The sequence below is a fragment of the Arthrobacter sp. ISL-85 genome (assembly GCF_018613675.1).
In the GTDB taxonomy this organism is placed as follows: Bacteria; Actinomycetota; Actinomycetes; order Actinomycetales; family Micrococcaceae; genus Arthrobacter.
In genome coordinates this window covers 1-12,390 of the sequence record NZ_JAGGPQ010000036.1, presented here as the reverse complement: position 1 = coordinate 12,390, position 12,390 = coordinate 1, and the positions used below count along the sequence as shown (strand labels likewise).

General features: G+C 59.7%; 12 protein-coding genes. 5 read left to right on the top strand and 7 right to left on the bottom strand.

The window, feature by feature from the left end:
* The first annotated feature begins 364 nt into the window (after positions 1 to 364).
* From J7I84_RS21200 to rfbA, 5 genes are all read left to right on the top strand, one after another.
* On the top strand, positions 365 to 1,795 hold the full coding sequence (locus tag J7I84_RS21200; RefSeq protein ID WP_214946490.1) for a sugar transferase: 1,431 nt from the start codon (positions 365 to 367) through the stop codon (positions 1,793 to 1,795).
* Between the two features lie 104 nt (positions 1,796 to 1,899).
* Positions 1,900 to 3,771: a DUF4012 domain-containing protein gene (locus J7I84_RS21195; protein WP_251046930.1), complete on the top strand. Its 1,872-nt coding sequence runs from the start codon at positions 1,900 to 1,902 to the stop codon at positions 3,769 to 3,771.
* A gap of 171 nt (positions 3,772 to 3,942) precedes the next feature.
* Positions 3,943 to 4,557, top strand: coding sequence for a peptidase (locus tag J7I84_RS21190; protein WP_214946489.1), 615 nt, complete (start codon positions 3,943 to 3,945; stop codon positions 4,555 to 4,557).
* A gap of 246 nt (positions 4,558 to 4,803) precedes the next feature.
* Positions 4,804 to 5,265, top strand: a complete 462-nt coding sequence (locus tag J7I84_RS21185; protein ID WP_251046929.1) for a VanZ family protein — start codon at positions 4,804 to 4,806, stop codon at positions 5,263 to 5,265.
* A gap of 42 nt (positions 5,266 to 5,307) precedes the next feature.
* Positions 5,308 to 6,213 carry a glucose-1-phosphate thymidylyltransferase RfbA gene (gene rfbA, locus J7I84_RS21180; RefSeq protein WP_214946488.1) on the top strand — a complete coding sequence of 302 codons (906 nt, stop codon included), beginning with the start codon at positions 5,308 to 5,310 and terminating at the stop codon, positions 6,211 to 6,213.
* Between the two features lie 71 nt (positions 6,214 to 6,284).
* Here the strand turns inward: rfbA and galU are convergent, their stop codons facing one another.
* The 7 genes from galU to J7I84_RS21145 all read right to left on the bottom strand — a co-directional run.
* A complete protein-coding gene (galU, locus tag J7I84_RS21175) occupies positions 6,285 to 7,175 on the bottom strand; it encodes a UTP--glucose-1-phosphate uridylyltransferase GalU (protein ID WP_214946487.1) in 891 nt (296 codons plus the stop codon).
* 52 nt (positions 7,176 to 7,227) lie between these two features.
* Positions 7,228 to 8,127, bottom strand: coding sequence for a nucleotidyltransferase family protein (locus tag J7I84_RS21170; protein WP_214946486.1), 900 nt, complete (start codon positions 8,125 to 8,127; stop codon positions 7,228 to 7,230).
* Positions 8,128 to 8,134: 7 nt separating this feature from the next.
* The gene (locus J7I84_RS21165) at positions 8,135 to 9,709 is read right to left on the bottom strand and encodes a polysaccharide biosynthesis tyrosine autokinase (RefSeq protein ID WP_214946485.1); all 1,575 of its coding nucleotides are present in this window, start codon (positions 9,707 to 9,709) and stop codon (positions 8,135 to 8,137) included.
* Positions 9,710 to 9,754: 45 nt separating this feature from the next.
* A complete protein-coding gene (locus tag J7I84_RS21160) occupies positions 9,755 to 10,813 on the bottom strand; it encodes a hypothetical protein (RefSeq protein WP_251046928.1) in 1,059 nt (352 codons plus the stop codon).
* A gap of 163 nt (positions 10,814 to 10,976) precedes the next feature.
* On the bottom strand, positions 10,977 to 11,258 hold the full coding sequence (locus tag J7I84_RS21155; protein WP_214946484.1) for a PqqD family protein: 282 nt from the start codon (positions 11,256 to 11,258) through the stop codon (positions 10,977 to 10,979).
* Between the two features lie 2 nt (positions 11,259 to 11,260).
* The gene (locus tag J7I84_RS21150; protein ID WP_214946511.1) at positions 11,261 to 11,854 is read right to left on the bottom strand and encodes a hypothetical protein; all 594 of its coding nucleotides are present in this window, start codon (positions 11,852 to 11,854) and stop codon (positions 11,261 to 11,263) included.
* A gap of 177 nt (positions 11,855 to 12,031) precedes the next feature.
* Positions 12,032 to 12,390, bottom strand: a 359-nt coding sequence (locus J7I84_RS21145) for an enoyl-CoA hydratase/isomerase family protein (RefSeq protein WP_251046927.1), incomplete at its 5' end; no start/stop codon positions are given.

Below are 12,390 nucleotides of genomic sequence, written 5' to 3'. Positions count from 1 at the left end.
GGCACGACGCCAAGAGCAAGGTGGAGGCTGTACCAGCGGCATAACTGCGGAGCGTCCACGAGATCGACTTGCGATCCATTCCGAGGTTCTCGAATGTCCCGCCGGACGTTGCCTAGTACACTCTTGCCTGGACGCCAAGCATCGACAGCACAGCCAGAGGAGGCGCTCAGCGCATCATTCCGCTTGTTCCTGGACACCGCAAACGAAGGTCTGAACTACCGAACTTCGCCCTCCGGCGGCGGGAGCATGATCTCAGAACTGTTACCCACGGCAACATTGCTACCGGTGTATCGGCAGCCTGTATCCTAGCCAAGGGGTGACCCCTACTAGTTCCGATCGACTTTTTTGGGGATATTAATTGGGGATGCTGCCCGACTGGCGTGTGCGGACTTCCCGCACACTGCGCATTGCTGACGCATTTGTAATTTGTTGGGCGGTAAGCGGAGCTTATGTTGTTCGCTTTGGGTTCGAACCGGACTTCGTTGTTGTCGGTCAAGAACTGAACTACTTCTGGTTGTCAGTGGGCCTTGGGGTTGCCTGGTGGGTGATGCTCGGTGCTTGGAGCACCCGACAGAGCAGAATCCTCGGCGCTGGCCCCGACGAGTACAAACGCGTAGCAGCGGCCTCGCTTTGGCTCTTTGGCGTCGTTGCGATTTTCTCGTATGTGCTACGGATAGACACAGCCCGCGGTTACGTTGGGATCGCGCTGCCCGTGGGCTTGATGGGGCTGCTTTTGGCACGCTGGTTATTCCGACAGCATCTAAATGTTGACCGCCAAAAAGGCGGCAGCATGTCACGTTTGTTGTTACTTGGAGGACCCGGGGCAATCGCCCATCTCGCCGCCTCACTGGACCGTGCCAAGCAGGCAGGCTACTTGCCTGTTGCTGCGTACTCACCCGGCGGGAGCGAGGCTTTCAATGTTGAGCCGCAGTCCGGTCTTTGTGTACTAGGACACAAACCCGACGCCGCATCCATTCTGGAGGCGATTGAACATTGTAGGGCCGACGCGGTCGCGGTGTCCGCCGGCGTGCAATTACACCCTCAAACTCTGCGACACTTGGGCTGGGAACTCGCCGCTCGGAACATCGGGCTCATTATGGCTCCGGCATTGACTGATGTCGCAGGACCAAGGATCCATACGCAACAGGTTGCAGGTCTTCCTCTCATCCACGTTACGACGCCTACCCTTGAAGGTGGTCAGAAGGTCGCAAAGAGATTGTTCGACCTTACCGTTTCGGGATTGCTAGTCGTCGTAGCCTCACCCTTGATGCTAATACTGGCTGCAATAGTCAAGCTCGATAACCCGGGGCCGGTTCTGTTCCGCCAGGAGCGAGTGGGCATTGAAGGCGCCACCTTCAGAATGCTCAAGTTCCGCTCCATGGTTGTTGACGCAGAGCAAAGGCTCCCGGGGCTGTCAGAGTTGAATGAGTCCGATGGAGTGCTCTTCAAGATGAGAGACGACCCACGCGTGACTCGTGCCGGTCGCGTCCTGCGCAAGTACAGCCTTGACGAGCTGCCCCAACTATTCAATGTTCTTGCCGGCTCCATGAGCCTTGTTGGCCCAAGGCCGCCCCTGCCCAGAGAAGTGGAGGACTACGAACACGACGTGCGCCGACGTTTGTTGGTGAAGCCTGGACTCACAGGGCTTTGGCAGGTCAGTGGCCGGTCCAATCTGTCGTGGCAGGATTCGGTTCGGCTTGACTTGTACTACGTTGAGAACTGGTCGCTGGCGACGGACGTAATCATCCTGCTTCGAACTGTAAGAGCTGTTTTTGGCGGCACCGGAGCTTACTAGCGATTGCTCTTATTTCCTGCTATTGAGGCCCAGAAGCTGGGCTAACTTATTAATGCCCAGAGTGACCATTTCCACTGGGCCAACAGAATGGAAGGTCTCTCGACATGACTGACACAGACGAGAGCCGTCTCGGTAAGCGACAAAGGCATCTGCCCAAAAAGAAGAATCCGTCAATGAGTGGAAGACGGAAACGTGTTCTTGTCGTTGTATTTGCCGTTTTAGCGATCGTATTTGGCTCCGCGATTTGGGTCGGCTTTAGGGCCCTAGCCGTGCACGACGAATTACAGGCTGCTGCGGATGTTCTCCCCGGTCTAAAGCAAGACATCTCCTCAAATCGCCCGGCCGATGCCGCGTTGAAAGTTGACCAACTGAGATCCCATACGGTTTCCGCCCGGGAGGCCGCTTCTGATCCTTTGTGGACCCTTGCATCAACTCTCCCTTGGATTGGACCTAATCTCGGCGCAGCCGCTGAAATTACTAGATCGGCTGACGACGTAGCCACCTTTGCTGTCGATCCCCTGGTCAAAGTCTTCGCATCTCTCGACTGGAATACCGTTGTGCCAAGTGCTCAGGGCGCCGACCTTGAGCCTCTTCGTGCTGCTGCCCCGAGCGTCGCAATCGCCGCCCATACGGTTAGCGCGTCTGCCGAAAGGCTGAGCGGCGTTGAATCAGCTTTCCTGCTGCCCCCCGTCGCAGACGCTCTGGACCGTACCCGCAACCAGCTGGCAGATGCCGATCAAACGCTCGGAGTCGCGGCGAGTGCATCCAGCCTCATTCCGGGGATGCTCGGTGTTGAGTCCCCACGCAACTACCTTCTGATGATCCAAAACAATGCCGAAGCTCGTGCGTCCGGGGGGATTCCTGGCGCGCTTGCTGTCGTCAACTTCACGAAGGGAAAACTGTCCCTTGGAAGCCAGAGCAGCGCCGGTGATGTCGGGACCATGAATCCTGTGCTCCCTGTTGATGCGGAACAACAGCAGATATATTCAGGCCGGCTTGGGAAATATATGCAGGACGTCAATCTGACCCCTGATTTCCCCACAGCAGCTTCAACCGCACAGGCAATGTGGGAACGAAAGACTGGGCAGCACGTTGACGGTGTGATTTCTATTGATCCCGTTGTCCTGAGCTACATTCTACAAGCAACCGGGCCTGTGAAAATTTCTGGCGCTGGAATGATGGTCGCGGCAAACGCCGGGCTACCCACCGAACTAAGTGGATCTAACGTGGTTCAGACCATGCTGTCCGACGTCTACGCCAAAATTGAACAGCCGAAACTGCAAGATGCCTACTTCGCGGGAGTCGCCCAAGAGGTCTTCGACACTCTATCCAAGGGCAAGGGGGACGGCCAAGGCCTTATCACGGGACTTATGAAAGGGGTGGAAGAAGGCCGTGTTCTGGTTTGGTCTGGAAACACTTCGGAAGAATCCATCATCACCCGCTACCCCTTGAGCGGCGCAATTACAGGCCCGAGCATCTCATCTAATGAATTCGGCGTTTACTTTAACGATGGGACCGGAGCAAAAATGGACTACTACGTGAAGCGAAGCGTACAGCTGGTAAAAGAGTGTGCAAGTGATGGGTACTCCGAGGTCCTAGTACGTGTAACCAGTACGAACACGGCTCCGAAAAATGCGGGAACTGTGCTGCCTGAATACGTGACGGCAGGCGGGGCCTATGGAGTACCGGCTGGAAGTATTCAGACCAACATCGTCGCATACGGTCCAGTGCAGGCAAACGTCGAATCGGTGTCCGTCGACGGTCAGAAGACCGCCTTTGCGCCCTACCTGCACGCCAACAGACCGGTCGGCGTGATCGCCCAGCGGCTTGCGCCTGGCGAAACGAAAACGGCGGAGTTCACATTCGGCAAAATCGTCCAACACACAGAACCTAACTTGGCTGTCACACCCACCGTTCAGCCTGTAAAGGACGTTATCCGTCCAACGGAGATTGCGTCGTGCGCTCAAGGCCACTGACGGTCGCGTTAACTCTATGTAAACCGACTGGATTGAACTTGGTCCGAGCTGGGTACAGATGGTAGCGTCTTTCTTGGGATATTTATCCGTAGTTCTGCACTCGGTCTCGTGCGGAGGGGACATCTCCCCTAAATCGGATATCAAAACTTAAACGTCTCCGGGGGGACACACATGAAGAAAACACTCGCAGCACTCGCTCTTGCCGGCTCCATCGCACTCGTAGGGTCTGCGCCCGCCATGGCCGCAACCTACCCGGCACTGCCGCCTCAAGCAGCTGTCTCCGACGGAACGGTTGGCCCGGGTGAAACCTTTATCTTCCGGGGCCAGGGCTTCCTTGCCGGAGAGTCACTGACCATCCGCGTGACGCCGGGCCAAGCTCCCGCATCCAATGGTGCGAACATCGCAGGTAGCCGCGCGGTTGCCGCTCGCATCAACGTTGTGGCGGAGGCGCAGACCCTGACCACTACGGCTGACGCCCAAGGTGCTTTCTCCCTGCCGATCGCCATAAACGAGGCTGGCACCTACTCCCTGACCGCAACCGGCAACACCTCCGGTGTCACCGTTGGCCCCGTCACGGTAACCGTTGCAGCTTCCCTGGCAAACACCGGCGGCTCCACCGCCGGCGCAAACGGCGGTGCCGCTTTGGCTAACACCGGTAGCCTTGCCAGCACTGGCGCCGATCCCGGCCTGATTCTTTGGACCCTGGTCGGTGCAGGTGCACTTGCTGCCGGCGCAACCTCTGTAGTGGTAGTTCGCCGCCGCGCAAAGGCTGAGGCTGCTGCCTAACCTCTAACGCCTCTTAGCAGCAACGAAGGTGGGTGCTCTTCCGGAATCGGAGGAGCACCCACCTTTTGCTTTGTGTGGTATCTATTTAATCTATGGGGAGACATTGGCGCAAAGTACCACGAAACCACGACTTTTCCTTCCCCCTCCCCCGCCTACAGGTACTCCGCTACGCGCTTCTGGGACTACTCTTCACATGTGCCCTCGGAACCGCCGCGCTCGCCCTTCTCCGAACGACCTGAGGCGTCTTTGAACATCCTCCAGAACCATGGGCTCTGGCGCACGGTTCTGGCGGCCATGCTCATTCCCGTGGCCTTAATTGCTTTTTGGCCATCTCCTGTAGACCAGCCCGTTCAGGCCCAGCTGGCAACTACTTTGTATGTTCTTCACCGGCACGGCGTTCCCGTGTGGGTGGACTATAAGCTCGTCGAAGCGACCGCCAACGTCCTGCTGTTTCTTCCGCTTGGAGTACTCGGCAGCTTGGCTTTTCCCACAAAATTCTGGTGGCAAGTAGGAGCTCTTGGTTCGCTACTTTCAGGTTGCATCGAACTGGGTCAGCTTCTGTTTCTTCACGACCGCTTTGCAGCCTTGTCAGATATTGTCACCAACACGGCAGGGGCGACAACGGGCGCCCTTCTGGTGATGTCGCTACGGCGCAAATTGAGGGCTCGCGCCGACGCCGGAGACAGTCCCCCACACTGCGTGACGTGACAAAATTTGATTCCGTTTATAGTTGTCACGGAAGATGTGACAATGCGCGGAATTATCCTCGCCGGGGGAACCGGTTCACGTCTTCATCCAATCACTCTGGGCATCAGCAAACAGCTGGTCCCCGTGTACGACAAACCCATGATCTACTACCCGCTGTCCACACTCATGCTGGCTGGCATACGGGACATCCTGATCATCACGACGCCGCACGACGCAAACCAGTTCCAGCGACTGCTGGGCGACGGCACCCGCTTCGGTGTCAATATCACCTACACCAAACAGCCCTCGCCGGACGGCCTGGCTCAGGCCTTTGTCCTTGGGGCTGAGCACATTGGTGACGGCTCCGTCGCCCTGGTGCTTGGCGACAACATTTTCTATGGCCAGGGCATGGGAACCCAACTGCGGCGGTTCGAAAATATCGATGGGGGAGCTGTCTTCGGCTACCGCGTCGCCGATCCCTCTGCCTACGGCGTAGTGGAGTTCGATGAGATCGGGCGTGCGGTCTCCCTCGAGGAGAAGCCTACGGAGCCCAAAAGCCACTATGCAGTGCCTGGGCTTTACTTCTATGACAACGACGTAGTGCAGATTGCCCGCCACCTAAAGCCCTCCGCCCGGGGCGAGCTGGAAATCACCGACGTCAACCGCGTCTACCTGGAGAGGGGCAAGCTACAGGTGGAGATCCTTCCCCGCGGCACCGCCTGGCTGGACACCGGAACCTTCAACGACCTCAACGACGCATCAGAGTTTGTCCGGACAGTCCAGCACCGACAGGGACTCTCCATCGGCTGCCCGGAGGAAATCGCCTGGCGTCTGGGGTTCCTAACTGATGACGAACTGCGGGATCGTGCCGAACCGCTTGTCAAGAGCGGCTACGGCAAATATCTGTTCGAGCTTCTGGCAGAAAGTGCCGAGACTTCCGGTGAGCGACTGCAACTCCTAACCCGTTGATCTCTGACTTCTTTCTCTAGACATGTAGGTCCAGCCACTAACAGTGGCTGGACCTACATGTAACGCCAGGACTACCCGACGAAGCTCTTCATCCAGGTCTTCAGGTCCTCGCCGAACTCCACGCGCTCGGACGCGAGGGTGATGACTGCCTTGAGGTAGCTCAGCTTGTCACCGGTGTCATACCGGCGGCCCTTGAAGACAACGCCGTACACGCCCGAGCCTTCGCCCTCGCCAGCAGCGAGGGTCTGCAGGGCATCGGTTAGCTGGATCTCGCCACCGCGGCCAGGCTCGGTCTTTTCCAAGACGCCGAACACGGAGTGGTGCAGCACGTAGCGGCCTATCACGGCAAGGTTGGACGGTGCCTCGCCGACGGCGGGCTTCTCCACCAGGCTGTTGACGCGGACGTAGTCCTCACCTTCCACGCCGGTGATGTCTGCGCACCCGTAGGCACTGATCTGCGACGGATCGACCTCAATCAGGGCGATGACCGAACCGCCGGTCTTCTGCTGCACTTCCATCATGCTGCTCAGCAGGTTCTCGGCCTCGTCGATGAGGTCGTCACCCAGGAGCACGGCAAAGGGCTCGTCACCCACGTGCTGTTGCGCGCAGAGAACTGCGTGGCCGAGGCCCTTGGCCTCGCCCTGGCGGACGTAGTGGATGGGGCCCAGGTTGGAGGCGTACTCCACCTGGCCCAGCTTGTCTTTGTCCCCCTTGGCTTCAAGGGCGGCCTCCAAGCCGGGTTCGCGGTCGAAGTGATCCTCCAGTGCGCGCTTGTTGCGGCCGGTGATCATCAGGAGGTCCGAGAGGCCTGCATCAATCGCTTCCTCCACCACGTACTGGATGGCCGGGCGGTCAACCACCGGCAACATTTCCTTCGGCATTGCCTTTGTGGCGGGCAGGAAGCGTGTTCCCAATCCGGCAGCAGGAATGACGGCTTTGGTGATCGCTTTCCCCGTAGTCATAGCTGAACCTTAACAAACTTAGTGGCGTAACCGGCAATTGGATGTATGTTCATCAGTTGCGACGAAGGTCCCGAACCAGGCGCGGAACTGCCCGAAGAAACCGCGCCCACCTGACACGGTGTAGTCTCAGCCGTCCTGCCGGAGACATGTCCGCATAGCGGTTCCCGCTCAGGAAGACTTCGGCGCGTGGAAAGACTGCCTCCCACAGCATCTTTGGTTTATTCCTCCACCGAGCCTGAGCGATGGCAATGAAACGTGCGCTTCCAGGCTCCCGCGCGGCAACACGGTTGCGCCACTCCCGGGAGGGCTCCGGCCAAACAGGGACAATCGTTTCCGGAATAAGACCTTCAAGAAAGGGCCTGACGGCGGCCAAGGCGGCCGTGGCCGTAGCGAGTTCCAGGATCGCCTCCGACTGGGATTCCCGCCCAGTGAGGGCCGCCAGGTACTGAAGCTCCTCGCGACAGGCAGGCAGCTCGGGCGAGCGCAAGGCGTGCAGCGCCAGAAACAAGGTCCCAAGTACCTTCGTTGGGACTTTCAGCCGCTGCCCTGCGAGTTGCATGTGGATGGTGTTCGCCCACAAGGTCTCGAAGCAACTGCCGGCTGGTTCTTCCATTCCTGGAAAGCGGAAGTGGACGTCAATGCAACAGGGCCACGCTAGGTGATCGAGGGTCACCGAGTGTTTTGGGAAGGTGATGTTGTCTGGATCCGACGGGCGCTCCCGCCAGCCTCGGCTCTGCAGGGCTTGCATTAGAGCGTCGAGGTCGGAGGGTGCAACGAAGACGTCCACGTCTGCCGATATTTTGGCAGGACGCAGCCCCTGGATGACGCTGGCTGGTCCCTTGATAAAGAAGACCCGTATTCCCAAACTGTCCGCCAAGCGCGCCACAAGGGCATGGCCCAGGAGTACGCCTTCCGGGATCCTGAGCTGGGTTTCCTGGCCAGCGGACGTCATGGGACGCCTAGATCCTCGCCCTGCGGCCGCCGTGGGCGGCTTCCAGTACATCCAAGGTGTCCTCGCCCGTCCTGTCGTCGACGGGCTCAGGTTCCGCAGACGACGGTGTGGGCGCCGAAGCATATGTTCCGTAGTAGGAGTAAGCGTCCCTTCCCTTGAGAGGAACGTAGTTGAGAACAGCCCCCAGGATCCGCCCCTTGACCTTCTCAAGGTTCCCCAGGGACTGGTCTAGCTGCTCCTGGGTGGTCTTGCCGGTCCGAATCACCACAATGGCGCCGTCTGCGGCGCGCGAGAGGACCGCTGCATCAGTCACTGGAAGAAGCGGCGGCGCGTCGATCAGGACGATAGCATCCTTGGCCAAGGTAGTGAGCATGTTCTTCATGGCTCGGGATCCGAGGAGCTCGCTGGGATTCGGCGGGATACGGCCCGATCCCAGGACTGAGAGGTTGGGCAGCGCACCCCAGGGCTGGAGGACGTCAACAAGTTCGGCTGTGCCCGTGAGCACATCGGTGACCCCAACTCCCGGAACCAGGTTGAAGACATCCATCAGCGTGGGCCTGCGGAGGTCGCCGTCGACTACCACGACGTTTTCGCCTGACGCAGCCATAGTGACCGCCAAATTGGCCGTTACCGTTGACTTGCCCTCCGCCTGCATTGAACTGGTCACCACAATGACCCGGGGCGGCTGGTCCACGTCAAGGAAGCTCAGGTTGGTCCGCAGCTCGCGGAGAGCCTCGGCCATGGCCCCGCCAGCGTCATGGAGCTGTGCGGCGGTGCCGGCGTCCACGATGGTGCTCTTCCCATCCAAGCGGCGGTCCACAGGTAGCGTGCCAATCACTGGAACGCCGAACAACCCTTCAATGTCCGCAGCCTTCCGAATGCGCCGGTCCAGGTGCCGGCGTATCAGCGCGTAAGCCACGCCAAGGGCCAGCCCGACGAGGGCGCCGAGCGCCAGGTTGACCTTGGTGTTAGGTGACGTGGGGCTGGTGGGGAGCAAAGCTTTGCCCAACGGGAGAACACGGACGGCCGTGTCTGCATTCGTTGACGACCCGGCCTCGGGCGTTGCCACAGCGCTGGTCTGTCCGGCTGCGTCGCCGGAGGGCGCCGTCTCAATGGCCTCCACCTGGGCGGCGAGACCGTTGACCCAGGCATCGGCCACCCGCTGAGCAGTTGCGGGATCCGTGGACTGCGCGGTGACCGTGATCTCGGCCGTGTCCAGCGGTACTTTGACACTGGTGCTGCCAAGGAGGGCGTCGGCAGTAGTTTTCAGGTCCAAGGCTTGGATAACCCGGTCCGCGACGAGCCGTGACTTTGCGACGGACTCATAATTCTTGACCTTGGCCTTGGCCAAGCTGTCGCCGGCCAGTGCCAAGCTCACGTTGTCCGAGCCCGGGGTGACCACAATGCCGCTTGAATCGGACGAGTAGATCTTCGGCTGGAGAACCGTCCATCCGGCGGCTGCCAGTGTTGCCAGCAGGGTGAAGGCGACGATGGCCTTCCAGTACACCCGGAGGACGTTCAGGTAGTCAGCCAGGTCCAGGGCCGCTTGCGGCGCGTCCGGAGGCGTGGTTGCTGTGCTCATGGTGGTTCCTTAGGTTCAAGTTCGTGTGTGCTGCATGCAGGCAGATCAGTATTCGCCGCGTTCCAAAATCGACTTTGCGAGGAGCTGTTCTACCGCTCCGGCAATGGCATCTCGGTAACCTTCCGGTGTGCCATGCGTCTTGCCGACGTGCTCAATCACTTCGTCCAGCCTTACGGGACCGGAGCAGGCCTCCCAGATCGACGGTCCGATCCCCCTCAGCCGCACTATTTCGCGGTCCAACATGACCAACAGGTCGTCTTCGATGGCCACCGCATCCTGAGGAGCCCTGCGCTGGATGCTGCCGGCTGGAATAGGTGCTTGTTGGGCAATTCCTTCTGCGGCGGCCTCCCATTCTGTCTCTGACACCGGCTGCAGCCGGAATAGGAGCTCCAGGGCCACGGGAAGATCGACCGCCTCCGAATAGGTCACCTGCCACACTCCCCCAACACTTTCGATAAGGCGGCAAAGCGACTGCAGCGGATCCACCACTTCAGCCTGTGAGGACGACTCCGGGATCAGTGCCAGCAGGGAATCGGCCAGCGGTACCCGTTCCAGCACAGGAGCCACCGTGGGGTTCCCGTGAACACGATTCAGCAGGACGATGGACTGGATAAAGGGCATGACCGGAGCCAGCTGAAGTCTGAACTCGTCCGGTCCCGCCTGGCGTTTGGGTGCGCCAGCCCCCTGCTTGACCGACAGGGGCTTGGGATAGGGAACCACGGTGCCGTCCCAGGCAATAGCTACGGTCTCGTCCGTGACGTAGCCATAGGTCCTGGCAAGTACGGAAGCTGCGGTGGTCTTGCCTGTTCCGGACTTTGCCACCAACGCCACCACCGCCCCTGTACCTGGGTCCGCCACGCCGCACGCGTGCAGCATTGTGAGTTCTCCAGCGTTGGCCAAAATCGCGGCCACAGTGAGCCGCGACGTGAGGTTTTCCGCCAGTTCCTCGAAGGACGCAGCCACCAGATGGAACATGCCGGCCTCATGCTTCGTGGACGTACAGATGACGGACGCTGTGAACGGACTTTCGGCAGTGGGTTTCACCGGAGCCGGCGGCAGGATGGGCTCTTCGTCGCTAACACACCGCGACCAAGCTGTGCTCATGGCCACTCTCTGCTGCCACATGACTGCACGGCCCCAGCGGACTACAAACCGCTGCCCCAGGACATCCAGGCTCAGCAGATCACTGCCCCTCGCCAATTCGTCGAACAGACGCTGCTCCCACGCCAAATGTGGGCTGCCTGTGATTCCAGCAGACGTCATGCCCTTAGTCGCTAGCGCCGGAGGCAGCCTCGATCAGGCGCTGCGCTTCGAGGCCTGCCAGGAATGCTTCCACCTGCGCCTGCATCTGCCCCGACTGGTCCTCGAAGGTGGCCTCAAGCTCGGCGAAGATATCCTGGGCGCTCCGCTGGCCATTAATCAGGTCCCAGATGATCGCAGCTGTTCCCTCCAGGACCACGGGCTGGGTTGCCTCGAGGTGCAGCAGGGCAACACGGGCCCGGGGTTTTGTGCAGACTTCAGCGACTGAGCCGCCACGTTTCCAGACCATTGCTAGAACTGGATGTAGGGGTCGGGGGTTACGGTCGGGGTCAGCGTGAGGGAACCACCGATGTTTGCTGTAAGAATCACCGAAGTGCCCATGACAAAAGAATAAGAAACGCCAGTTGGTTTAGGACTGACCGATTCGTAGTTATACGTGATCGAAAAGACCTGTGTCTGGCCCGCTCCAAAATTAGTAAGGCTGTACGAAAAAGACTTTGTCGACTGGTGCTGTGAGTAGGTAATTGCGCCGGATGATGTGGCAGGTGTCAGCAACTCCGCACCGATTCCAACAAGTACCGTTCCCTGCGGGGTGAAGGTAACCGTCAAGCTGACGGTACCTGTAAATGCAGAGGTCCCCGTATTCTTCAGGCTAAGAGTAGCGGGGGCAGCGCCACCGTATATTTTGCCTCCGCCTCCGATTTTGGAGTACTGAGGAGCAGCACCGAAAGACCATGTTGCCGTTGCACTGATAGGCGGCGGCGATGCCGCCGCAGCAGGAGCCGCGATGGCCGTGGCAATTACCGGGAGTGACCATGCAACCCCTGCGACCACCCTCCGACGGCTGAAGCCGTTCTCTTCCTGACCATCGACTTCCGCGTTCAAAACCTCAGACAATTGTGCCCCCAGAGTAGGTTTCCGGATGCGGCTGCCTATTTGAGACCGGCAGGGCGCATCGGCCGGTTTGCCCGGCTTCGCCTACTCTTACGAACGCAATTAAAGATTTCTGCAACCGCCCTGCAAGATTCAATCAAGAATTCTTCAAGGCTTCATAAAGGCGAATTACGCGAGGCGAGTTCCCGTGAATTTCGGCTCGCGTTTCTCCTGGAACGCCCGGAAGCCCTCCGTGTAATCCTCGGTCTTGCAGAGGCGGGCCTGCTCCTCGTTCTCCTCCTGCATGGCCTGCCACAGGCCCAGCCGCTGATCACGGATGTGCGCCACCAGTTCCTTCGAAGCAACGAACGCACCCGTCGCGCCGGCCGCCACGCGCGAGACGATCTGCCGCGTCGACTCCAGCAACGAATCCGCCGGCATGGCGCGGCTGAACATGCCCTGCGCCACCGCCTCGGCGCCCGAAATCAGGTCCGCCGTGTAGATCAGGTCCAGCGTCCGGTGCATGCCCAGCCGCTCCGTGAAGTACC

What these genes read in the sequence shown, in the direction of transcription:
- galU (WP_214946487.1), bottom strand. Translation starts at nt 7,175, where the DNA reads ATGACTACGGGGAAAGCGATCACCAAAGCCGTCATTCCTGCTGCCGGA.
- J7I84_RS21165 (WP_214946485.1), bottom strand. Translation starts at nt 9,709, where the DNA reads ATGAGCACAGCAACCACGCCTCCGGACGCGCCGCAAGCGGCCCTGGAC.
- J7I84_RS21195 (WP_251046930.1), top strand. Translation starts at nt 1,900, where the DNA reads ATGACTGACACAGACGAGAGCCGTCTCGGTAAGCGACAAAGGCATCTG.
- rfbA (WP_214946488.1), top strand. Translation starts at nt 5,308, where the DNA reads ATGCGCGGAATTATCCTCGCCGGGGGAACCGGTTCACGTCTTCATCCA.
- J7I84_RS21200 (WP_214946490.1), top strand. Translation starts at nt 365, where the DNA reads ATGCTGCCCGACTGGCGTGTGCGGACTTCCCGCACACTGCGCATTGCT.
- J7I84_RS21170 (WP_214946486.1), bottom strand. Translation starts at nt 8,127, where the DNA reads ATGACGTCCGCTGGCCAGGAAACCCAGCTCAGGATCCCGGAAGGCGTA.
- J7I84_RS21155 (WP_214946484.1), bottom strand. Translation starts at nt 11,258, where the DNA reads ATGGTCTGGAAACGTGGCGGCTCAGTCGCTGAAGTCTGCACAAAACCC.
- J7I84_RS21160 (WP_251046928.1), bottom strand. Translation starts at nt 10,813, where the DNA reads ATGAGCACAGCTTGGTCGCGGTGTGTTAGCGACGAAGAGCCCATCCTG.
- J7I84_RS21190 (WP_214946489.1), top strand. Translation starts at nt 3,943, where the DNA reads ATGAAGAAAACACTCGCAGCACTCGCTCTTGCCGGCTCCATCGCACTC.